Origin of the sequence: Nonomuraea aurantiaca, assembly GCF_020215705.1 — a bacterium.
GTDB classification, from domain to species: domain Bacteria; phylum Actinomycetota; class Actinomycetes; order Streptosporangiales; family Streptosporangiaceae; genus Nonomuraea; species Nonomuraea aurantiaca.
This window is the reverse complement of the sequence record NZ_JAIWNB010000016.1, coordinates 12,937-34,030: the sequence shown is the minus strand read 5'-3', so window position 1 is coordinate 34,030 and position 21,094 is coordinate 12,937. Positions and strand designations below refer to the sequence as shown.

Sequence of the window (21,094 nt, the reverse complement as noted above, 5' to 3'; positions counted from 1 at the left end):
CCCGCTGGTCATGGCAAGAGTCCGGCCTGAGGGACCACGCCGGGGGCACCAGCTCCTTACCGCCTCCTTAGACCTAGTAATCTAAAGTACTAGGAGTCTAGATAAATGGAGTGATCGTGATCGAGTTCCATCTGGACGGCCGGTCCGGCGTCTCGCCCTACCTGCAGCTGGTGCAGCAGGTACGGCACGCGCTGCGGCTGGGCCTGCTGCAAGAGGGGGACCAGCTGCCGACGGTCAAGGAGGTGGTGGCGCGGCTGGCGATCAACCCCAACACGGTGCTCAAGGCCTACCGGGAGCTCGAGCACGAGGGCCTTGCGGCGGCCAGGCCGGGAGTCGGGACGTTCGTGACGAAGACGCTGACCGACGCCTCGCTGGCCGCGCACGGCCGGCTGCGCCAGGACCTGCGGCGCTGGCTGGCCAAGGCCCGCCTGGCCGGCCTCGACGACGAAAGCATCGAGGCCCTGTTCATGACCACCTTTCGGACCGCCTCTCAGGAGGACATAGCATGACCGAGCCGAGCCAGGGCAGCGCCGCTGTCCTGCGCGCCCAGGGGCTGGGCAAGAAGTACGGCAGGCGATGGGCGCTGAGAGACTGCACCCTCGACATCCCCGCCGGGCACGTCGTCGGGCTGGTGGGCCCCAACGGAGCCGGCAAGACCACGCTGCTGAAGCTGGCCACCGGCCAGCTGGCGCCGACGGCGGGCGGCATCACCGTGCTCGGCGACCATGCCGCCGGCAGCCCGGCGTCGCTGGCCAAGATCGGATTCGTCGCCCAGGAGACCCCCGTCTACGCCGGGCTGAGCGTCGCCGACCATCTGCGGTTGGGCGCCCGGCTCAATCCCGGCTGGGACACCACTGTGGCCGGCGAACGCATCCGGCGACTCGGGCTCGATCCCGCGCACCGGGCGGGAAAGCTGTCGGGTGGCCAACGGGCCCAGCTCGCCCTGACCCTGGGCCTGGCCAAGCGGCCCGAGCTGCTGATCCTCGACGAGCCGGTCGCCGCGCTCGACCCGCTCGCCCGCCGCGAGTTCCTGCAGGGCCTGATGGAGGCCGTGGTCGAGCACGAGCTCAGCGTGGTGCTCTCCTCCCATCTGGTCGCCGACCTGGAACGGACGTGTGACTACCTGATCGTGCTGGCCGACTCGCGCGTCCAGGTGGCGGGCGAGGTCGAGGGGCTCCTGGCCACACATCACCGGCTCACCGGCCCGCGCCGTGACCCCGACCGGCTCCCCGGCGACCAGCACGTCGTCTCCGCGCGGCACACCGAGCGGCAGAGCACCTTCGTCGTCCGTACCGACGCCCCCATCCTCGATCCCGCCTGGACGGTCAGCCGGCTCAACCTGGAAGACCTCGTCCTGGCCTACATGGAGAAGACCGCCCCCGACCGGCGCGTCGCCCTGGAGGTGCAGCGATGATCTGGCTGACCTGGCGTCAGTTCCGCGGGGCCGCCGCGATGATGGCCGCGGTCCTCGTCGTGCTCGCCGCCGCCCTGGCGCTGACCGGCCCGTCCCTGGCCGACGCCTATTCCAGCGGGATCACCGCCTGCGCACGGAACGGCGACTGCGCGCGCTTCTTCGACCGGTTCTTCGACGACTATCAGGGCCCCTTCCTGATCGTCACCGTCATCGTGCTGATCCTGCCGGGCCTGGTCGGGCTCTTCTGGGGGGCGCCGCTGATCAGCCGGGAGCTGGAGGCCGGCACGCACCTGCTGGTGTGGAACCAGAGCATCACCCGCACCCGCTGGCTGGCCGTCAAGCTCACCTTCACCGCTCTGGCCGCCATGGCCGCCGCCGGTCTGTGCGGCCTCGCGGTGACCTGGTGGTCCGGCCCCCTGGACAAGTCGGCCGCCCCGGGCTTCGCGCTGATGGATCCGCTGGTGTTCGGCGCGCGCGGGATCGCCCCCATGGGGTACGCGGCCTTCGCCTTCGTCCTCGGTGTGGCCATGGGGATGTTCCTGCGCCGCACCCTGACCGCCATGGCCGTCACCCTGGTCGTCTTCGCCGCCCTCCAGATCGCCCTGCCGCTGCTGGTCCGGCCCCACCTGCTCCCGCCGGTCAGCTCGGCCTTCACGCTCAGCAGCGAGAACGTGGACAACATCGGCCTGCCCCGCGGCGGCGCGAATCCGCGCGTGATCCTGGACTCGGCGATACCCGGCCACACCGGCGCCTGGGTCCTGTCCAGCCGGCTCGTCGATCCGGCCGGCCGCCCGGTCGGCGCCGACGGCCTCGTCCAGGTCTCCACGACATCGGGACCCTGCTCACCATCCGAGGAGCAGAAGCCGGACCCAAGCGGCCAGAGCGGATGCCTCGGTGAGATCAATCGGGTGGGCTACCGGCAACAGGCGACGTACCAGCCCTTCGAGCGTTTCTGGCCCTTCCAGTGGATCGAGACCGGAATCTACGCCCTTCTCACCCTCGGCCTGACAGGCTTGTGCTTCTGGTGGATCCGAAGGCGCCTGTCATGATCGGCAAGACCGTGACGGCCGGACTCGTCCTCCTCCTGGCGGTGGCCTGCACGGGGCAGACACCGCCGCGCACCCAGCCCGGCAAGGCGGCGGCCGGCGGAACGCCCGCGTGCGCGCCGCCTCAGCGGGGTCCCGGTATCGCGGCGGAGACACCCGCCACGATCGACGTCATCGAGCAGGCCTACCGGTGCATCCTCGCCAACTACTACAGCGGCACCACGCTGGACGCCCGCTCGCTGCTGAGCGCGGGATTCGTCGCCTTCACCCAGGAGCTCAACCGCAGCGGGCGCGACCTGGCCGAGGCCACCTTGCCGGCCTTCGCCGGGGATCGCGAAGCCGACTGGGCCGCGTTCGAGGCGGCCTACCGGCGGGTCACGGACCGGCTGCCGCCGGACGCCGGGCTCCGCGCGAAGCTGGCCGCCGCCACCCTGCGCGCCATCGTGGCCGCCCTGGGCGACAACCACGCCCGCTGGACGTCCGGCGTTCAGCGGCCGCCCGACTCCTACGACGACGACCAGTACGGCCTGGGCCTCAGAGCCAACATCGGCCCCCAGGTGGCCGGCAACCCCGGGGCCGCCCTGCCCCCGCTGTTCGTCACCTCCGTCCTCGGCGGACCGGCGAAGAAGGCCGGGCTGCGCCCCGGTGACGTCATCGAATCGATCAACGATTCGGCGCCCTTCATCAAGGGAGAGGTCACCCCGGCCGCGATCGCCAGGCTCTACCCGCAGTACCCGGAAGCCGCCGCGGTCCGGCTCCGGCTGCTGCGGCAGGACACCGGCCGCCGCTGGAGCGTGACCCTGAAGCCCGGCCTGTACCAGCCTGATCCGGAGACCACGCAACTGGTGACGGCCAAGCTGCCGCGCGACGACATCGCCTACGTACGGCTGCGCGGCTTCGCGCCCGACGCCGCGAACCGGGTCTTCAAGGCGATAGCCAGGCTGCGCACCGGCAGGACGCTCACCGGCGTCGTGCTGGACCTGCGCGGCAACGGCGGCGGCAGCCCCGTGGAGGCGACCCGCCTGCTGAGCGGGTTCGCCCACGGCAAGGTCACCGCCTACCAGTGCGCCGTGGACGGCACGTGCGAGACCACGCGGACCGACGACAGCGTCGCGCTGCTCAACCTGCCGCTGGTGGTGCTCACCGACCGCGCCTGCGCCTCGGCGTGCGAGCACTTCAGCTCCGCCGTCAAGGACCTGCGTCTCGGCCGGCTGGTCGGGACGCGGACCGCGGGCGTCATCTCGGGCCCGGCGCAGCCGTACCTCCTCGGCAACAACACCATGCTGGGCTTCCCGTCCAAGCACCACCTGGCGCCCGGCCGCGAGGTGATCGACCGGGTCGGCGTGGCACCCGACGACTACGTGCCGCTGACCCCGACGGACGCCGCCGCCGGCCGCGACCCCGCTCTGGCCAGGGCCCTGACCCTGCTGCACAAGTGACGACCCTGCCACCCCCCCCACCAGGTCGTCCCGCCGAAAGGACGGACCTCTTCATGCCTCATGCCATCACCCCGAAGCCCCTCCTGCGCGGTGGTCTGGCAGCCGTCACCGGGCTGGTCCTCCTCGCCGCGGCGGCCTGCTCCGCGCCCACCCCGCCCAGGTCCGGCGCCGGCACCGGCCCCTCCCCCAGACCCACCGGCCCCCCGGTCCTGCCCGCGCCCACCGGCACGCAGCCGGTCGGCACCACCGCCCTGTATCTGAAGGACACCTCCCGCCCCGACCCATGGGTGCCCGAAGCGAAGGCCAGGGAGCTCATGGTCACCCTGTGGTACCCGACGCGGGCGCGTGAGGGGCGGCGGGCGCCGTACATGACGCCGAAGGAGTCGGAGCTCACCCTGAAGGGCAAGAAGGTGACCGGCGCGCCGTACGACCTGCTGAGCAGGACGCGCACCAACGCCTTCAGCGACGCCCAACCGGCGGGGCGCAAGCGCGCTCTGCCCCTGGTGGTGCTCTCGCCCGGCTTCACCATGCCCCGGACCACGCTCACGGCCCTGGGCGAGGAGCTGGCCAGCAGAGGGTACGTGGTGGCCGGCATCGACCACACGTATGAGAACTACGCGACGACCTTCCCGGACGGTCGGGTCGCCGAATGCGTCGCCTGCGACAGCGACTCGGACGTCGGCTTCGGCACGAAGGTGGCCGGGGTTCGGGCGGCCGACGTCTCCTTCGTGCTCGACCGGCTGACCGGGGCGGACGCGACTTGGAAGGGTTCCTCGCTGATCGACCCGTCCAAGATCGCGATGGCCGGCCAGTCGATCGGCGGCGCCGGCGCGCTGGCGGCCATGCTGAAGGACTCCCGGGTACGCGCCGGGATCGACATGGACGGCACCACCTACGCCCGGATCCCCAAGAGCGGGCTGTCGCGGCCGTTCCTGTTCATGGGCTCGTCCGGCCACCCACCCGGAGGCCGCGACCATTCGTGGGACCGCGACTGGAAGCTCCTCACCGGCTGGAAACGCTGGCTCCAGCTGCCCGGCGCCGATCACCAGTCCTTCACCGACGTGCCGCTCCTGGCCGGCCCTCTCGGCCTCGGCCTGCCGGGCGACCTGTCCGCGGCCCGCTCCGTGGAGATCACCCGTACGTACGTCCGAGCCTTCTTGGACCTGCACCTGCGTGGCGAGCGGCAACCCCTGCTGGACGAACCCTCGCCCCGCTACCCGGAGGTCGACCTCTGCACTCCGGCCAAGAAGACCTGCGCCTAGCCGTCTTCTTCCCCCCGCAGGGTCCCTCCCGAGGGACGCCGGCCACGACGGACCATCGTCTTCCTCCCCCGCAGGGGATATCCCCTCAAGGGACGCCAGCCACCACGGACCGTCACAGGGGCCGCGACGGTCGTGTGACGAACCCCCTGGGAGCCGTCAGCCGGCCGGGTCGGCGATGCGGTCGAGCCACTCTTCCAGGAGGCGCTGCTCCGGGTCGGTGAGGGCGGTGGTCTGTGGGAGGACGGCGCGCAGGGTGACCGCGGCGGTCACCGGCCCGGGGGCCGCGGCCGCCGGGGCGTCGGTGGTGATCGCGGCGATGACCGCCTCGCGGGCGAGGATGGACAGCTCCGGATCGCGGCGGTCCGCGGGCATGGTGATCAGGCTGACCGTCGTGCCGAGACCGGCCGCCTGGACGAGGTGGGCGGCGCGTTCCTCGCTGACGCGCAGCCGGCCCGCCTCGGCGATCCGGCGGATGTGCGCGGTGAGGACCTTCTCGCCGGCGACGGCGGCGGGCGGGGCGGCGGCGGGCGGGGCACCTGCGGCCCCGAGGCGCGGCTCGTTCATGAGCAGGTACAGGGCCGGGTTGGCCAGGCCGAACCCGATATGCAGGTCCCAGCCGGCGCGGAGGTCCTCGACCGGGTCGGCGATGTGCTCCCGGCCGGTCTTGCTGCTCAGGTAGGCGGCGAAGCCCTCGGCCGCGACCGCGTCGAGCAGGCCCCGCATGTCGCCGAAGAGCCGGTAGATGGTCGGAGCCTGCACTCCTGCCGCGACGCCCACCGCACGCGTCGACACGGCCTCCCGGCCGCCCTCGGCGAGCAGCTTGGCCGTGGCGGCGAGGATGCGTGCGCGGGGGCCGCCCCCGGCGTCGACGTCATCGGCATCCATGGTGGCAACGATAACAGATTCGCGTTAGCATCACTATTTATCAGTGATACTGTCTATGTCGTTAGCACTGATTGCATTGCTTGGCTAGGGAGGCCATAATGATCATCGTCACCGGAGCCGGCGGCCGGCTCGGCCGGGCGATCGTGGAGGAACTGCTCGAACGCGTCCCCGCCGAGAAGGTCGCGGTGAGCGTCCGCGACCCGGAGAAGGCCCAGTGGCTGCGGGAACGGGGCGTCCGCGTCCGCCGGGGTGACTACGCCGAGCCCGCGAGCCTCGCCCACGCCTTCGAGGACGCCTCACAGGTCCTGATCGTCTCCGCCGACGCCATCGGCGACACGGCGGTCAGCCGGCACCGCACCGCGATCACGGCGGCCAAGGAGGCCGGCGCGCGCCGGATCCTCTACACCAGCCACATGGGCGCGAACCCGTCCTCGCTCTTCGCGCCCATCCCCGACCACGCCGCCACCGAGGCGGCTCTGGAGGAGTCCGGCGTCGCCCGCACCTCACTGCGCAACGGCTTCTACGCCGCGACGACACTGATGCTGTTGGGCGACGCCCTGCGGACCGGCGAACTGGTCGCGCCGCAGGACGGACCGGTCTCCTGGACGGCCCACGCCGACCTGGCCGAGGCCGCAGCGGTCATCCTGGCCGACGAGGGCCGCTTCGACGGCCCGACCCCGCCGCTGACCGGCTCCGCGGCCCTCGACCTCGCCGACGTCGCCGCGATCGCCGCCGAACTCACCGGGCGCCCGATCAGGCGCGTCGTCATCACCGACGAGCAGTACGTGGCGAACCTGCTCGCCCATGGCGTGCCGGAGCCGCAGGCCCGGATGCTCGCCGGAATGTTCGCCGCCAGCAGGCAGGGCGAGTTCGCCCAGGTCGACCCGGCGCTGGCTGACCTGATCGGCCACCCGCCGACGCCCCTGCGGGACGTCATGAAAGCGGCCCTCACAGAGTGACGCGGGCCAACGCTGGGCTGACGCGGCTACGGAGGACCGGCGCGGGTCAACCTGGTCTGACGCGGGCTAACGCAGACGCGACTCGATGGCCTCGATGATGCGCGGGCGGAGTTCGGCGGCGCGGATGACGGCGTCCACAGACCCGACCTCCACCGCGCGCTGGATGTTGTGCACCCGGTCGAACTCCGTGGCCACCTCGCCGAGCTTCTCCGCGCGGACCGACGCGCGGAGCTCGTCGAGCTCCGCGGTCAACGCGGCGCGCTCGGTGCCGGCGGCGGCCGCGGTGCGCGCCTCCAGCTCCCGCACGCGCGGGTCGGCCGCGGTGCGGACGTTGACGTCGCCGGAGAACACCACCGCGGCGGCGGGGGCGCCACCGAGCACCGAGGCGAACGAGCCCTCCAGCGCGAGCACGGTCATGTTCGGGTTCAGCGCTTTCGAGAACACCACGAACGCGCCGCCGTGGTAGCGCGAGATCACGCAGAACACGATGGGCCCGCGGAAGTTCACGATCGCGCGGCCGATCTCGGCGCCGTACTCCAGCTGCAGCTTCCGCATCGACTCCGGCGAGCCGTCGAAGCCCGACAGGTTCGCCAGCACCACCAGCGGCCGGTTGCCGCTGGCCGCGTTGATCGCCCGCGCGGCCTTCTTCGACGACCGCGGGAACAGCGTGCCCGCGGTGTAGGTGTCCGGGCCGTCGGTGGGCGGGAACCCGCGCCGCGGCACCGCCCGTGACTCGATGCCGAGCAGGCACACCGGGATGCCGCCGAGATGGACGTCCTGCACCGCCGCGGTCTCCGCGTCGGCCATGCCCGCCCAGCGTTCCAGCACCGGGTGGTCCTGGTCGGAGAGCGCCCGCATCACGGTCCGGATGTCGAACGGCTTCTTGCGGTCGGGGTTGGCCTCGGCGGAGAAGATCTCGCCGACGGTGGTGAAGTCACTGTCCGGCAAGGAGTGCGGGAAGTCGGAGATGTCGCGGTCGACGGGGTCGGTGGTCGTCGCCCGCCGCGGCCCCTGTTCGCCGGGCGCGACGTAGGTGTGGTCGTAGTACGACATCAGCACGTCCCGCGCGGCGGCCAGGTTGGGCGCCCAGTACTGTGCCTGCCCGTTCGGGCCCATCACGCGGTCATAGCCGCCGATGCCGAAGTTGTCCTCGGCCGACACGCCACCGGAGAAGTCGAGCGACTGCTTGCCGGTCAGCACCATCGCCGAGTCCGGCGTCATCACCAGGATGCCCTTGGTGTGCATGAGCATCGTCGCCTCGGCGTTCCAGTAGGGCTGCGCGCCGACGTTGATGCCCGCGACCACGATGTTGATCTCGCCGCCGTCCTGGGTGAACTCGACGATCCGCTTGAGCGCCGCGGCCACCCAGTCCATGTTCTCCGTGCCGGACTTCATGGAGATCCGGGCACCGGCTGACAGCGCGTACCACTCCAGCGGCACCCGCATCCGCTCGGCCAGGTCGAGCGCGGCGATCACACGGCGGCACTCCGCCTCCGACAGCGCGCCCAGCGACTTCGTCGGGTCGCCGAGCAGCAGGACCCTGGTGACGCCCTGCGGGTGCCGACGGGTCGGCGTGGTGACCACGCCCGCGACGATCGCCGCGGTGTTGCGCCCCTTCGGCCGGTCGACCGGCACCAGCGCGTGGTCGTCGTCGAGGTCGTACTCGGCGAAGTCGCCGAGCCGGCCGGTCAGCTCGTACGGGTAGACCGTGTTGCGGCTGCTGGCCCGCAGCACCTTCTGCCGGTAGTCGTCGAGCGGCTCGACCGGCTCGTCCGACGGCTCGCCGATGGTCAGGTCGGTGCCGCCGGTGGCGTCGAAGGTGATGCGCACGGCCATCTTCGTCAGCTCGCCGGTCGTCCGGTCGCGCTGCCGCGCGATGAACAGGATCTCCTCCAGACCGGCGCCCGCGGTCGTCGGCCGCACGCGCGCGGCGATCATCTCGATCTCGGCGCGGGTGATGCCGCTCGGCGGCCAGACGTAGACCACGATCCGGTTGGTGTTGAAGCGCTTCTCCGACGGCCGCCGCGACTGCGCGCGGCGGATCGAGTCGAGGCAGGTGGCGATGGTGTCCTCGGCCGTCGGCAGCGCGACCAGCCGGCCGTCGTGCTCACGCAGCTCGGTCAGGTCGCGCACCTGCGCGAACGCGACGAGGCGGTCGTCGGAGGGGTTCTCCCGCGCCACGCACCGGAAGAGGTAGACCTCCTCATCCGACGACGGCAACCGGGTGAGGTCGAACTTGCTCAGCCGCTCCAGCTGCATCCGCTGCGCGATGTACGGGTGCAGGCCGCGGATCAGCCGCTGCTCGGTCATCCCGGTGGCCGACGGGCGGAAGGTGAAGTGGTGGTGCATCACCGTGCCGCCGCTGCCCGCGACGGTGGCGGTGACCCTGCGGACCTGGCTCGGCAGCGGGTGCGCGCTGACGACCTCGTGCAGCGCGGCCGCCATCGCCTCGGAGTCCTCCGGCTGGTTCTCCCAGGCGAGATAGATGTCGGCGTCGATGGCGTCCTCGCCGCTCACCAGCTCCGCGAGCCCGCGCAGCGCGCCGCCCAGGTCTTCGAAGGCGACCGCGGAGGAGACCACGCGGGAACCCGCGCGCTCGGCGACCACGAACGTGCAGCCTCCGGCCTGGCTGGTGCGGACGCCGGTGAGACCCTTGTTGCCGTAGTAGCGCCGGGTCAGCACCTCCAGCATGACCGCGTTGTCCAGGTCGTCGCGGGTGAGCCGCTGGCCGAGCAGGCGTACCAGCGGCTCGGTGGTGCGTACCATCTCGGCGATGCGCTCGGCGCGGTCCGGCGCGTCCGGGTGCGCGTCCAGGTGACGCAGGTGCTTGCGGACGTCGGCGTAGACGCGGGCGCGGTTGCGGCGCAGCAGCGGCTGGCCGAACCAGGCGAACACCACACCGCGCGCCAGGTCGGAGACCACGGGGAAGCGGACCTGGGTCGCGGCCAGCAGCCGCTCCAGCGTGAGACCGGCGGGCTCGCGCAGCGTCTCGTCCGGCGGCGACTCCCGCAGCCAGGCGCGCAGCAACGTCGTGACGACTGCGGCGTCGGCGGCCGCGCGCTGCTGGGCGAGGAAGATCCGGAACACCGCGGCCTCGAGCTCGGGAGAGCGCTCCAGGTCGGTGACGCCGTAGTGGCCGAGCGCCTTGGCGAGCTTGGCCTGGAAGGCGGCCGGCAGCCCGGCCCGCTCGACGTCGAGGCTCTGCAGGTAGGTGTGGAAGTACTCGCGAGCGCTGTAGACGTGGCCGGCGCCGAAGTCCTCGCCCGCCGGCCGGTTGCGGCTCAGCTCGGCCAGGTCGGCGAACACCTCCACGAGGGCGAGCTCCTCGGCCAGCGGCCGATGGCCGTCCTCGGTGGCCGCCCGGCGGGCGGCGAGGTAGTCCTCGAGCACCCCGCCTTCGTCGTGCGGGTCGACGTCGAAGCCCAGCAGCAGGCTGCGCAGGTCCTCCTGGCCGCGCGCGGCGCGCTCCCGCGCCGGGATCCGCCCCGGCGCGGCGGGCAGGTCCAGCTCGACGGACTCGGCGGCCGAGGTGCTCGCGGCTTCGGCGTCGTCGGCGAGCGGCTCCAGCCGCAGCAGCGGCGCACCGGTCTCGACCTGGCTGCCCACAGAGACGACGCACTCCTTCAGCCGCGCCCTGAACGGCGCCCGCAGGACCGTCTCCATCTTCATGCTCTCCAGCACCAGCACCGGAGCGCCCGCCTCGACCTCGGCGCCGACCTTCAGCGGCGTGGCGACGACCAGCGCGGGCGCGGGCGAGCGGACGACGCCGCCCTCGTCGCGGCTGACCCGGTGCGTCACGCCGTCGACCTCGACCAGGTGGATCGGCCCGTGCGCGCCGGTGAGCAGGCGGTAGGGGGTGCCGTTGACGATGATCCGCCCGGAGTGCCGGTCGAAGCGCTCGAGCTCGACGTCGGCGGTGCGGACGTCGTCACCTGCCTGAACGCCGACGCGGAAGCGGTGCGCGCCGACCCGCGCGACGCGCACGCGGTAGCCGGCGCCGCGCAGCTTGAGGTCCAGCGGCCGGCCGCTCTCGTGCTGCACCTGCGGGCGGCCGCCGAACGCCGTGGACAGCAACCGCTGCCGCTCGGCGCGTTCCTCCTCCTCGTACGCCTCGATGGCGGCGGCCGCCAGCGCGACGGCGGAGTGCCGGTGGGAGATGAGCCTGCCCTGGCCGCGGACGCGGTCGATCCAGCCGGTGTCCGCGCTGGCGTCGATCACCTCGGGTTGGTCGAGCAGGTCGAGGACGAAGCTCTTGTTCGTCGCGCCGCCCTCGATGATCACCGTGGTCTGCGCCATGGCCCGGCGCAGCCTGCCGAGCGCCTCGTCGCGGTCGACGCCGTACGCGATGATCTTCGCGATCATCGAGTCGAAGTCGGCCGGGATGGTGTCGCCCTCGCTGACGCCGGTGTCCACGCGGATGCCCGGCCCGGCCGGCAGGTCCAGCCGCGCGATGCGGCCGGGGGAGGGCGCGAAGTCGCGGTCGGGGTCTTCGGCGTTGAGCCGGGCCTCGACGGCGTGCCCGCGCTCGACCGGCGGCGCGCCTACGAGCCGGCCGCCGGACGCCACCCGCAGCTGCGCCTTGACCAGGTCGAACCCGGTGGTGGACTCGGTGATCGGGTGCTCGACCTGCAGCCGGGTGTTGACCTCCAGGAAGGCGAACAGCTGGTCGCCGGGGTGGTAGAGGAACTCGACGGTCGCCGCGCCCCGGTAGTCGACCGCGACGGCCAGCCGCTCGGCCGACGCCTTGAGCTCGGCCGTCTGCGCGGGGCTGAGCACCGGCGACGCCGACTCCTCGATGACCTTCTGGTTGCGCCGCTGCACCGAGCAGTCGCGGACGCCGAGCGCCCACGCGGTGCCCTGGCCGTCGGCGATCACCTGGACCTCGACGTGCCGGGCGCCGGTGACCAGGCGCTCCAGGAACACCACGCCGCTGCCGAACGCCCGCGCGGCCTCCTGACTGGTGCGCTCGTAGGCGTCGGTGAGCTCGGCCTCGTTCGTGACCACCCGGATGCCGCGCCCGCCGCCACCCGCGGTCGCCTTCAGCATCAGCGGGTAGCCGATCTCGGCCGCCGCCGCGAGGGCGGCGTCCAGAGTCTCGACCGCGCCGCGGCTCCACGGCGCGACCGGCACGCCGACCTCCTCGGCGAGCAGCTTCGCGCCGATCTTGTCGCCGAGCCGGCGCATGGCCTCCGCGCTCGGCCCGACGAAGGTGACGCCGATCTTCTCGCACAGCTCCGCGAACGCCGGGTCCTCGGCGACGAAGCCCCAGCCGACCCACGCGGCGTCGGCCCCGGTCTCCACCAGCGCGCGCTCCAGCGCCTTCAGGTCGAGGTACGGGCGCGCGGACGCCGGACCGAGATCGTAGGCGATGTCGGCCTCGCGCACGAACGTGGCGGTGCGGTCGACGTCGGTGTGCAGCGCGACGGTTTGGATCGGTGTCGCGGTCTCCGCGGCCAGCTCCCGGACTGCGTGGATGAGCCGCATCGCGGCCTCACCACGGTTGACGATGGCGACACGACTGAACACCGACCGAGCCCTCCTGTTGACTGTGCGCGCCTTCCCTGCGGCACCCCCTCGCACCTGTACAGCCTTGCCTCTGCCGGCTCGTAGGGGAATGTCGCAGAGGGAGCACGCCAAGGCTCCACAGTTGTAGGGAACGACCAAAAGCACGCGTGCGCGGGCGTGCCAGGTGGCCCTAGGTTACCGTGCGGCCACCACAGCGTGATGCGCCCGCTCGGTGTGCGGTCACCCGGTCCTGTGCGAGGCCGGCAGTTCCTCGCGCGGCGCGCTCCGCCGGCGCCGTACGGCCTGGGCGAGGCCCGCCGTGGCGAACGCCGCCGCCACCAGCGCGGCGCTGACCCATAGGGGCGAGGTGTAGCCGAGCCCGGCGGCGATGGTGGCGCCGCCGATGGCGGGACCGGCCGCCGCGCCCACGTTGAGGGCCGCGGTCGCGAAGGAGCCGCCGAGCGAGGGCGCCTGGGTGGCCGCGTACAGAACCTGGGCGATCAGGGTCGAGCCGACGGCGAACGACAGGGTCCCCTGGACGAAGACGAGCAGGAGCGTGGCGACCGGGCCGCCGGCTGTGGCGGCGAACAGCGCCCACCCGGCGAGCAGGGCGATCCCACCCGCGATCAGGACCGGCGTCGGCCGCGTGTCGGACAGGCGCCCGCCGATGGTCACGCCGGCGAACGACCCGAGGCCGAACAGCGCCATCAGCGCACGCTGACCCGATCCGGGGTTTCAGGCCAGCGCGGCGGCGACTCGCTGCCGGAGCAGGGCCTCCTGGCCGGGGTCGGTGCACAGGGTCACGGTGAGCCCCGTCCCGGCCGCGTCGGCGAGGACGGCCAGCAGGGTCGTGAGCTGCCCGGGAGGCTCGGCGCCGAGCAGTTCCTCGGCGTGCCCGACGGTCAGGGTGACGGCGCCGACATCGCGCAAGGAGTCGGTGAGCGCGTCCCAGTTGCGGCCGAAGTGGCCGGGGAGACGCAGGGCGCGTGCCACCTCCTCGAAGAAGGCGGCACGCGTCCGGCAGGCCCGCCCATCCACCAGCGCCGGCGCAGGGTCGGTGGACACTGTCAGCCAGTGCGGCAGCGGATGCGCGGCGGTCATGGCGGTCCTAGAGACGGTAGAAGTCGGTGTAGTGGTTGGGGGAGAACCACGTCACACCGCTGCTGCGGTTGACGACGATCCGGTACGCGTCACGCGCGGCGCCCCGCGCCCGGGAGTACACGTCGTACTCATAGTAGGTGGCGCCGCTGGGGAGCTGGCCCTCCCGGTTGTAGAAGCGCCCGCCGGTGTAGTTGTACCTGCCGTCGGTCCAGGCGTACCAGCCGCTGCTGGTGGGGTAGTTCTTGGCGGCCCAGATCGAGTCGGCCGAGCGTGCGTCGGCGCAGCGGGAGATGGTGCAGGAGTTGTAGACCGTGGCGTTGGCCGGGGTGATGCCGACCAGGCCGATGAGGGAGGTGAGGGCGGCGAGGACGACGGTCAGTCGTACGTGCCAGGGAGGGCGGGGGCGCGGCTGGGTGTGCACGAGGCCTCCTTCGGGGGGTAACAGACATGGTCATGTTCGCCGGTCGTCTCTGGTCAAATCAAGGCAAAGAATGCCAAGGGGAAGGTGAACACTTCGCGGACGGCTCCTGTTCGATCACTCCGAACCCGGCGAGGAGGCCGCCGCGGCGGCGTAGCGGCGGGCCAGGCGCGCGAAGGCGTCCTTGAGCTCGGCTGGGCCGACGACCTCGATGCCGGTGTCGAACCGGCCGAGGGTGGCGGCCAGGCCGGGCCAGGACCAGGAGCCCAGCACGAGCCGGCAGCGGTTCGGGCCGAGCTCCTCGACGACTCCGTCGCGGGTGAAGCGGGAGACGGCGGCGGCGGGTAGGTCGAGGATCACCTCGCCGCGACAGGGCCAGTCGCCGGCGCCGTCGACGCCCCGGAACTTGCTGGTCACGAAGGCGACCAGGTCGCCTCCTGGCAGCTCGCGCGGGGTGAAGCGGGGTCCGGTAGGGGTGCGCGGGGTGATCCGATCGGCACGGAAGGTGCGCCAGTCCTCGCGGTCGAGGTCCCACGCGACGAGGTACCAGCGCCCGCCCCACGTGACGAGGTGATGGGGCTGCGCCCGGCGCGGCGGGGTCGGCACGCCGTCGGCGTCCACCCCGGGTGGGTAGTCGAAACGCAGTATCTCCCGGGCGTGGACGGCGGCGCTGAGTGCCATGAGGACGCCGCTGTCGACCTGCGGGGCCGGTCGGCTCGTGGGCCGCTCGACGGCGGTGACCTGGAGGGTGTCGATCCGGTGGCGCAGCCGCGCGGGCATCACCTGCCGGACGGTGTTCAGCGCGCGCGCCGCGGCCTCCTGGATGCCCGCCCCGCTGGAGGTGGCGGCGATCTGGAGCGCGATGGCCAGAGCGACGGCCTGCTCGTCGTCGAACAGCAACGGGGGCAGCTCCGCGCCGGCGTCGAGCCGGTAGCCGCCCTCGGGCCCCTTGAAGGCCAGGATGGGATAGCCGAGCTCACGCAGGCGGCCGACGTCGCGGCGTACGGTGCGCGGGCTGATGTCCAGCCGCTCGGCCAGCAGCGCCCCCGGCCAGTCCCGGCGCGTCTGAAGCAGCGAGAGCAACGACAGCAGTCGCGCGGAAGTCTTCGGCATGACCTCATTTTGCCCCGAGAAGAGGTCACTCCCTGTCCTCTTCCTCTGCGACTGTTGTCGTGTGCCAGACAACGACAACGACGCGAAGGGTCCGAACGCCGTGACCACCACCACGCCCCCCGCAACCCTCGACGCCGAGCGGGACGCCCTGCTCGCCGCGCTCGCGAGCGCGCGATCCGCCCTGACCAACACCGTCCGCGGGCTCAGCGACGAGCAACTCGGCGAGCGCCCGACGGTCAGCGCGCTGTGCCTGGGCGGGCTGATCAAGCACGTCGCCTCCATGGAGGACGCGTGGCTGCGCTTCGTGGTCGACGGTCCGTCGGCGATGACCTACGCCCTGCCCGAGGGCGTCACCTGGGCCGACATCGCGTCCGGCACCGCAAGTGAGTTCCCGCAGTGGATGATCGACCACCAGAACGACTTCCAGATGCTGCCCGGCGACACGCTGGCCGGGATCCTGGCGCGTTACGAGAAGGTCGCCGCCCGCACGGCGGAGATCGTCGCCGCCGTCCCCGACCTGTCGGTGACGCACCCGTTGCCGGAGGCGCCCTGGCACCAGCCGGGAGCGGTACGCAGTGCGCGCGCGGTGCTGATGCACGTCATCGCCGAGACATCCCAGCACGCCGGGCACGCCGACATCCTGCGTGAAACGCTCGACGGCCAGAAGTCGACCTGAGCGGCGATGACCGTTCTGGACACCCGGGCGCTCAACCGCGCGACGCTCGCCCGGCAACTGCTGCTCGATCGCGCCGACCTGCCGGTCCTCGACGCCGTCGCGCACCTGTGCGGCCTGCAGGCGCAGGAGCCGCAGGAACCGTTCGTCGGGCTCTGGTCGCGGCTGCGCGGGTTCGACCCGGCGGCGCTCTCGGACCTGCTCATCCGGCGGGGCGTGGTGCGTACCCACCTCATGCGCCGCACCGTCCACCTCGTCACCGCCGACGACGTGCTGGCCTGGCGGGGCCGCCACGACGCGATGCTGCGCCAACGCGTACTCGGGACCTATCGCAACGAGCTCGCCGGGGTGGATCTCGACGAGCTCGCCGCGGCGGGTCGGGCGGTGATGGCCGACGGCGAGCCCCGCTCGATGAGCGAGCTCGCAGGGGCGCTGGCCGATCGCTGGCCGGCGGCGGGACCGCGGGCGCTGGGCGAAATGCTCATCGCCGCGCTCCTCCCGATGGCGCAGCTGCCGCCGCGCGGGGTGTGGCGCACGAGAGCGGGAGTACGCAACGTCCTGCTCTCCTCCTGGCTGGGGCACGAGCTCGACCCCGCGGCCTCGAACGGGGCCGATCGGAACGGCTCGGGTCCGGTTGGTTCCGGTCTGGTCGGCTCCGAGCGGAACGGCTCCGATCCGGTCGGTGAAGCGCTGGTACGGCGCTATCTGGCCGCCTTCGGCCCCGCCGCCTCGGCGGACCTGCGCGCCTGGTGCGGCCTGGCCGGACTGCCGGTGGCGGTGGCCGCGATACGAGAGGAGCTGGTCACCTTCCGCGACGAGCGCGGCCGGGTCCTGCTGGACCTCCCGGACGCGCCCCGCCCCGACCCGGACACACCCGCCCCGGTACGGTTCCTGCCGGCGTTCGACAACGCGCTCCTCGGCTACCACGACCGCGGCCGGATCATCGACGACGCCCACCGCGGCCTGTCGGTCGCCGGCGCCCGCGTCGTCCTGGTCGACGGCCGGGTCGCCGCGACCTGGAGCGTCCAGGCGGGCACCGTGATCGTCACCCCGCTGGCCGGCTTCTCCCGAGCCGACCGCGCCGAAGTCGCCGAGCAGGGGCAGGCGCTGGCGGCGTTCCTCTCCGACAACGAGAGCGACCGCGTACAGATCGACGCGTCTCCCCACTGACCGACCCGGCCGCGAGAGCGACCGCCACATTCACTCCCGCGGGAGCGACCGCGGGAGTGACCGCCTCATCGCCGGTTCCGGCGCGCCCAGCAGCCTCTTCAGGCGGCTGGGCCGTCGGCGCCGAGGCGTCCGCCGACCGGATCGTCACCACGCTGAGCGTGCCGGAGCACGGGATGGTCCTCGGGCACGGCACAACCGTGCACTATGACCTCGACCACGTGCTGGACGGCCTCCCTGTTGACGCTCCCCGGCGGCGCGGTGGCCAGGACGAACAGCGCGCCCCCATAGAGCGCGATCAGGGCGGGGATCCTCTCGCGCGGGATGGTGAGGCCGAGCTTGTCGTGGTGCCCGGCGGTGACCGGCGACGCCGTGTCCTGAAGGCTCGCGAGCACTGAGGCGAGCACCGGACGGCGTGCGGCCTCCATCTGCAGTTCGAAGATCGCCAGATAGCGGTTGCGCAGGGTGGTCGCGGCTGTGAGCAGCGATTCCGTCAACAGGTCGACCAGCGTCGCAGGCTGCTCGGTGGCCCGGTCGATGGCCTGGCCGGTGTCGGCGTGATGCAGTTCGACGATGCGTTCGGCGGCGGCCACCAGCAGGGCTTCCCGGCTGCGGAAGTAGTTCGACGCCGTTCCCGGGGGGAAGGTCCGCTTGCTTCTCCACCGCGCGGTGGGTCATGCCCAACGGGCTCCGTGCGCTGGACGCGCTGGGGCTGGCCGAAGAGGTTCGCGGGCACGTCATGCACGCGACCCACGGCGGATTGCGGGACCGGCGAGGACGGCCGCTGCTGGTCACCGACCTGGCCCAGGCGCAGCAGGAGGTCGGGATGCCCGCCATGATCGAACGAGCGGAGCTGCACCAGGCGCTACGCGCCCCGCTGCCCCCCGACCTGGTGCGAACCGTGACCCTGGTCGAGCGCCTGGAGCATTAACATCAAACCAGTTTGATGTATTTTGGAGTACGTGACGACGTCCGATCGAGTGCCGGTTCCGCTGCTGATGCGGATGGCGGCGCACCCACTGCGCTGGGCGCTGATGACCGAACTGGCATCCAGTGACCGCCGCGTACGGGAGCTGGTCGCCGCCGTCGACGAGCCGCAGAACCTGGTGTCCTACCACCTCGGGCTGCTGCGCACGGCGGGGCTGGTCGTCGCGCGCCGCAGCAGCTTCGACGGCCGCGACAGCTACTACCATCTCGACCTGGCCGGCTGCGTCACCGCGTTCGGCGACGCCGCCACCGCTCTGCATCCGGCGCTGGCCCCCGCGGCTCGTGGGTGGCCGCGGGGCAGCTCGGTGCTGTTCCTGTGCACCGGCAACAGCGCGCGTTCCCCGATGGCCGAGGCGCTGCTGCGGCGCCGCATCGACGGCATCCAGGTTACGAGCGCGGGCAGCCAGCCCGCACCGCGGCTCCATCCGAACACCTTGCGGGTGCTGCGTGAGGACTACGACATCGACCTCGAACCCCGGCAGCCGCAGTCGCTGGACGCGGTCGCGGGGCGGCGCTTCGACTACGTGATCACGTTGTGCGACAAGATCCGCGAGGTCCCTCGCGACCATGGATCGGCCGCCACGACGCATTGGAGCCTGCCCAATCCGTCCGACACCGCGGACACCGACAGCGCGACCTATCCGGAATTCCGGCGTGTCGCCAAGGAACTCGATACCCGGATCAGCTTCCTGCCTCCGTGAAACGCAATGCCTTCCGTGAACACGACAAGGAGATCCGACCATGACGACCTCACCGACTTCACCGGCGGAACTGGCCAGCGTCCGCTACCTCAACGACGACGTCCGGGCGGCTGTCGACTTCTACACCACCCACCTCGGCTTCAGCGTCGCCTTCGACGCCGCGCCCGCCTTCGCCGACGTCAGACGCGGCCCGCTGCGGCTGCTCCTGTCCGGCCCGACCACCTCCGGCGCCCGCGCCACGCCCGATGACGCCGCCACCGCCGGCCACAACCGCATCCACCTCATCGTCGACGACCTCGACGCCGAGATCGACCGGCTGCGCGCCGCTGGAGTGACCTTCCGAAGCGAGCCGGTCTCCGGCCCCGGCGGACGCCAGATCCTGCTCGCCGACCCCGCTGGTAACCTCATCGAACTGTTCCAGCCCGCCGCGAGTCCTGCGTAGAACTGAAAGCACCTTCCATGCTGATACGCCGCCGTGCGCGATGGCTCCGTACCCCGAAGCTGATCGGGGTCGTCGTGCTTCTCGCGGCGTTTGTGACGATCGCGCTGTTCGTCCCCTATCCGGACGCCGAACAGATCCGCGACTGGGCACGGGCCGCCGGTCCGTGGTTTCCCCTCATGTTCTTCGTCACGCATGCACTGGTGACCATCGCCTTCCCGCGGTCCCCGTTCACCTTCGGCGCCGGACTCCTGTTCGAGCCGGTCACCGGCATCGCCATCGCGATCTCCGCGACCACGGTGAGCGCGGCGCTGGCCTTTCTGCTCGTCCGCGCGATCGGTCGCGACGCGGTCGCCGCGCGGTTGACCCACCCGGCGGTCGCGGCGGTCAACCGGCGCCTCGCCCGTCGTGGCTGGCTCGCCGTCGGGTCGCTGCGGCTGATCGGGCCGGTTCCCTTTCCGCTGGTCAACTACTGCGCGGGCGTGTCGTCGGTCCGGCTCGTGCCCTTCCTGATCGCCACGGCCGTCGGTGTGGCTCCCGGCACGGTCGCGGTCGTCCTTCTCGGTGACGCGCTCACCGGACGTACCGATCCCGCGCTGGTCGTCGTCACCGTGATCTGCGGGGCGATCGGATCGGCCGGCCTGCTGGTCGACAATCGTCTCGGCGTCGGGCAGCCGGGCGCGGAAGATCCGGCCGGGTCCACGTGAGCCAGGACGAGCACGGAGCGCACGACGACGCGAACGAGCCGGACCCGGTGGCGGACCGGCGCCGTCTGCGTGAGGTGACGCTGCTGTTCCTCAAGCTGGGCGTCATCGCCTTCGGCGGCCCGGCCGCACACACCGCGATGATGCGCGATGAGCTGGTACGCCGCCGCGGTTGGGTCACCGACCAGCGGTTCGTGGACCTGATGGGCGCCACCAACCTCATCCCCGGCCCCAACTCCACCGAACTGGCCATCCACCTCGGTTACGACCGGGCCCGGTGGCGCGGCCTGATCGCCGCCGGGGTGTGCTTCATCCTCCCGGCCGCGCTCATGGTCACGGCCCTGGCCTGGGCGTACGTCACCTACGGCAGCACACCGGCGGCCGAGGGCCTGCTGTACGGAATCGTCCCGACGGTGATCGCGATCATCGCGCACGCGCTTTTCGGCCTGCTGCGCACCGTGGTCAAGAGCATCTGGCTGGGCGCGCTGGCGGTCGCCGCGCTGGCCGCCTACCTGCTGGGCGTCAACGAACTGCTGGTGCTGGCGGCCGGGGCGATGCTGGCCGCCGCGGCCCGAGTCCTGCGCCGCCCGCCCGGCCGGGGCGCGGCCCACGGGGTGCTCGCCGCGCCACTGCTGGCATTCGGCGGGCCCCCGATGGCCGGCGGGTCTTCGGTGTTCGGCGGGTTCCCGGTGTTCGGCCGGTTCCCGGTGTTCGGCGCGTTCCCGGTGTTCGCCGACCCCACCGGCGGCCAACTGCTCCAGCTGTTCGCCACCATGCTGAAGATCGGTTCGGTGCTGTACGGCAGCGGCTACGTGCTGCTGGCCTTCCTGCGCGGCGACTTCGTCGACCGGCTCGGCTGGATCACCAACCAGCAGCTCATCGACGCCGTGTCGATCGGCCAGGTCACCCCCGGCCCGGTGTTCACCACCGCCACCTTCGTCGGCTACATGATCGCCGGGCCGCTGGGCGCCTTCCTGGCCACCGTGGCCATCTTCCTGCCCTCGTTCCTCTTCGTCGGCCTGCTCACCAAACTCACCGACAGGCTCCGCTCCAGCGAGTGGACCTCCGCCCTGCTCGACGGCCTCAACGCCGCCGCCTTCGCCCTCATGGCCGGGGTCTCCTACGAACTGGGCCGGACCGCGATCATCGACCCGCTCACCGCGGGCATCGCCGTAATCACGCTCGTGCTGTTGTGGAAGACCCGGCTCAACAACGCCTGGTTCATCGCCGGCGGCGCCGCCATCGGCATCGCGCACGCCCTGCTGAGCTGAGGCCCGGCCC

Annotated in this window: 20 protein-coding genes; 13 read left to right on the top strand and 7 right to left on the bottom strand. The window is 72.2% G+C overall.

All coding sequences use genetic code 11. The annotated features are described in order from the left end of the window. The first annotated feature begins 116 nt into the window (after positions 1 to 116). From LDL49_RS32345 to LDL49_RS32325, 5 genes are read left to right on the top strand one after another with little or no spacing between them, the layout of a single operon-like run. On the top strand, positions 117 to 509 hold the full coding sequence (locus LDL49_RS32345; protein ID WP_225296637.1) for a GntR family transcriptional regulator: 393 nt from the start codon (positions 117 to 119) through the stop codon (positions 507 to 509). Next, on the top strand, positions 506 to 1,414 hold the full coding sequence (locus LDL49_RS32340; protein ID WP_225296635.1) for an ABC transporter ATP-binding protein: 909 nt from the start codon (positions 506 to 508) through the stop codon (positions 1,412 to 1,414). Before LDL49_RS32345 ends, LDL49_RS32340 begins: the two co-directional genes overlap by 4 nt. Further along, positions 1,411 to 2,463, top strand: a complete 1,053-nt coding sequence (locus LDL49_RS32335) for an ABC-2 membrane transporter-related protein (RefSeq protein WP_225296634.1) — start codon at positions 1,411 to 1,413, stop codon at positions 2,461 to 2,463. Before LDL49_RS32340 ends, LDL49_RS32335 begins: the two co-directional genes overlap by 4 nt. After that, positions 2,460 to 3,899: a S41 family peptidase gene (locus LDL49_RS32330; protein WP_225296632.1), complete on the top strand. Its 1,440-nt coding sequence runs from the start codon at positions 2,460 to 2,462 to the stop codon at positions 3,897 to 3,899. The genes LDL49_RS32335 and LDL49_RS32330 overlap by 4 nt, the downstream gene beginning before the upstream one ends. A 53-nt stretch (positions 3,900 to 3,952) precedes the next feature. Further along, positions 3,953 to 5,161, top strand: coding sequence for an alpha/beta hydrolase family protein (locus LDL49_RS32325; RefSeq protein WP_225296630.1), 1,209 nt, complete (start codon positions 3,953 to 3,955; stop codon positions 5,159 to 5,161). Between the two features lie 156 nt (positions 5,162 to 5,317). Here LDL49_RS32325 and LDL49_RS32320 read toward each other — a convergent pair whose 3' ends face one another. Then, positions 5,318 to 6,046 (bottom strand): TetR/AcrR family transcriptional regulator, encoded by a 729-nt coding sequence (locus LDL49_RS32320; RefSeq protein ID WP_225296628.1) that lies wholly within the window; start codon positions 6,044 to 6,046, stop codon positions 5,318 to 5,320. 98 nt (positions 6,047 to 6,144) lie between these two features. On the opposite strand from LDL49_RS32320, the gene LDL49_RS32315 reads away from it, so the two are divergent. Then, the gene (locus tag LDL49_RS32315) at positions 6,145 to 7,005 is read left to right on the top strand and encodes an NmrA family NAD(P)-binding protein (RefSeq protein ID WP_225296627.1); all 861 of its coding nucleotides are present in this window, start codon (positions 6,145 to 6,147) and stop codon (positions 7,003 to 7,005) included. Between the two features lie 66 nt (positions 7,006 to 7,071). Here the strand turns inward: LDL49_RS32315 and LDL49_RS32310 are convergent, their stop codons facing one another. From LDL49_RS32310 to LDL49_RS32290, 5 genes are all read right to left on the bottom strand, one after another. Further along, positions 7,072 to 12,531: an ATP-binding protein gene (locus LDL49_RS32310; protein ID WP_225296625.1), complete on the bottom strand. Its 5,460-nt coding sequence runs from the start codon at positions 12,529 to 12,531 to the stop codon at positions 7,072 to 7,074. Positions 12,532 to 12,750: 219 nt separating this feature from the next. Beyond that, positions 12,751 to 13,218, bottom strand: a complete 468-nt coding sequence (locus LDL49_RS32305; protein WP_225296623.1) for an MFS transporter — start codon at positions 13,216 to 13,218, stop codon at positions 12,751 to 12,753. 27 nt (positions 13,219 to 13,245) lie between these two features. Next, positions 13,246 to 13,611, bottom strand: a complete 366-nt coding sequence (locus tag LDL49_RS32300) for a barstar family protein (RefSeq protein ID WP_225296622.1) — start codon at positions 13,609 to 13,611, stop codon at positions 13,246 to 13,248. 7 nt (positions 13,612 to 13,618) lie between these two features. Then, the gene (locus tag LDL49_RS32295; RefSeq protein ID WP_225296621.1) at positions 13,619 to 14,032 is read right to left on the bottom strand and encodes a ribonuclease domain-containing protein; all 414 of its coding nucleotides are present in this window, start codon (positions 14,030 to 14,032) and stop codon (positions 13,619 to 13,621) included. Between the two features lie 114 nt (positions 14,033 to 14,146). Continuing rightward, entirely contained in the window at positions 14,147 to 15,142 is a 996-nt protein-coding gene (locus LDL49_RS32290; RefSeq protein WP_225296620.1) for a helix-turn-helix transcriptional regulator, read from the bottom strand. 61 nt (positions 15,143 to 15,203) lie between these two features. Here LDL49_RS32290 and LDL49_RS32285 point away from each other — a divergent pair, with 61 nt between their 5' ends. After that, the gene (locus tag LDL49_RS32285; protein ID WP_225296619.1) at positions 15,204 to 15,818 is read left to right on the top strand and encodes a DinB family protein; all 615 of its coding nucleotides are present in this window, start codon (positions 15,204 to 15,206) and stop codon (positions 15,816 to 15,818) included. Positions 15,819 to 15,824: 6 nt separating this feature from the next. Beyond that, complete coding sequence (locus LDL49_RS32280; protein WP_225296618.1) at positions 15,825 to 16,985, top strand: winged helix DNA-binding domain-containing protein; 1,161 nt, start codon at positions 15,825 to 15,827, stop codon at positions 16,983 to 16,985. A gap of 98 nt (positions 16,986 to 17,083) precedes the next feature. Here LDL49_RS32280 and LDL49_RS32275 read toward each other — a convergent pair whose 3' ends face one another. Further along, positions 17,084 to 17,575: a hypothetical protein gene (locus tag LDL49_RS32275; protein WP_225296617.1), complete on the bottom strand. Its 492-nt coding sequence runs from the start codon at positions 17,573 to 17,575 to the stop codon at positions 17,084 to 17,086. 83 nt (positions 17,576 to 17,658) lie between these two features. Between LDL49_RS32275 and LDL49_RS32270 the strand changes: the two genes are divergently transcribed. The 5 genes from LDL49_RS32270 to chrA are packed head-to-tail and all read left to right on the top strand — an operon-like array spanning position 17,659 to position 21,084. Then, a complete protein-coding gene (locus LDL49_RS32270; RefSeq protein ID WP_225296615.1) occupies positions 17,659 to 17,913 on the top strand; it encodes a hypothetical protein in 255 nt (84 codons plus the stop codon). Between the two features lie 31 nt (positions 17,914 to 17,944). Then, complete coding sequence (locus LDL49_RS58580; protein ID WP_308016222.1) at positions 17,945 to 18,670, top strand: arsenate reductase/protein-tyrosine-phosphatase family protein; 726 nt, start codon at positions 17,945 to 17,947, stop codon at positions 18,668 to 18,670. Between the two features lie 40 nt (positions 18,671 to 18,710). Further along, positions 18,711 to 19,112 (top strand): VOC family protein, encoded by a 402-nt coding sequence (locus tag LDL49_RS32255; protein ID WP_225296613.1) that lies wholly within the window; start codon positions 18,711 to 18,713, stop codon positions 19,110 to 19,112. Positions 19,113 to 19,129: 17 nt separating this feature from the next. Next, on the top strand, positions 19,130 to 19,816 hold the full coding sequence (locus LDL49_RS32250; protein WP_225296611.1) for a TVP38/TMEM64 family protein: 687 nt from the start codon (positions 19,130 to 19,132) through the stop codon (positions 19,814 to 19,816). After that, positions 19,813 to 21,084 (top strand): chromate efflux transporter, encoded by a 1,272-nt coding sequence (chrA, locus tag LDL49_RS32245; protein ID WP_225296609.1) that lies wholly within the window; start codon positions 19,813 to 19,815, stop codon positions 21,082 to 21,084. The genes LDL49_RS32250 and chrA overlap by 4 nt, the downstream gene beginning before the upstream one ends. Positions 21,085 to 21,094: the final 10 nt, after the last annotated feature.

Excerpts from the sequence above, each read along its gene's own strand:
- LDL49_RS32250 (WP_225296611.1), top strand. The coding sequence starts at position 19,130 with ATGCTGATACGCCGCCGTGCGCGATGGCTCCGTACCCCGAAGCTGATC.
- LDL49_RS32290 (WP_225296620.1), bottom strand. The coding sequence starts at position 15,142 with ATGCCGAAGACTTCCGCGCGACTGCTGTCGTTGCTCTCGCTGCTTCAG.
- LDL49_RS32320 (WP_225296628.1), bottom strand. The coding sequence starts at position 6,046 with ATGGATGCCGATGACGTCGACGCCGGGGGCGGCCCCCGCGCACGCATC.
- LDL49_RS32325 (WP_225296630.1), top strand. The coding sequence starts at position 3,953 with ATGCCTCATGCCATCACCCCGAAGCCCCTCCTGCGCGGTGGTCTGGCA.
- LDL49_RS32335 (WP_225296634.1), top strand. The coding sequence starts at position 1,411 with ATGATCTGGCTGACCTGGCGTCAGTTCCGCGGGGCCGCCGCGATGATG.
- LDL49_RS32330 (WP_225296632.1), top strand. The coding sequence starts at position 2,460 with ATGATCGGCAAGACCGTGACGGCCGGACTCGTCCTCCTCCTGGCGGTG.
- LDL49_RS32255 (WP_225296613.1), top strand. The coding sequence starts at position 18,711 with ATGACGACCTCACCGACTTCACCGGCGGAACTGGCCAGCGTCCGCTAC.
- LDL49_RS32270 (WP_225296615.1), top strand. The coding sequence starts at position 17,659 with ATGCCCAACGGGCTCCGTGCGCTGGACGCGCTGGGGCTGGCCGAAGAG.
- LDL49_RS32340 (WP_225296635.1), top strand. The coding sequence starts at position 506 with ATGACCGAGCCGAGCCAGGGCAGCGCCGCTGTCCTGCGCGCCCAGGGG.
- LDL49_RS32300 (WP_225296622.1), bottom strand. The coding sequence starts at position 13,611 with ATGACCGCCGCGCATCCGCTGCCGCACTGGCTGACAGTGTCCACCGAC.
- LDL49_RS32305 (WP_225296623.1), bottom strand. The coding sequence starts at position 13,218 with ATGGCGCTGTTCGGCCTCGGGTCGTTCGCCGGCGTGACCATCGGCGGG.
- LDL49_RS32315 (WP_225296627.1), top strand. The coding sequence starts at position 6,145 with ATGATCATCGTCACCGGAGCCGGCGGCCGGCTCGGCCGGGCGATCGTG.
- LDL49_RS32280 (WP_225296618.1), top strand. The coding sequence starts at position 15,825 with ATGACCGTTCTGGACACCCGGGCGCTCAACCGCGCGACGCTCGCCCGG.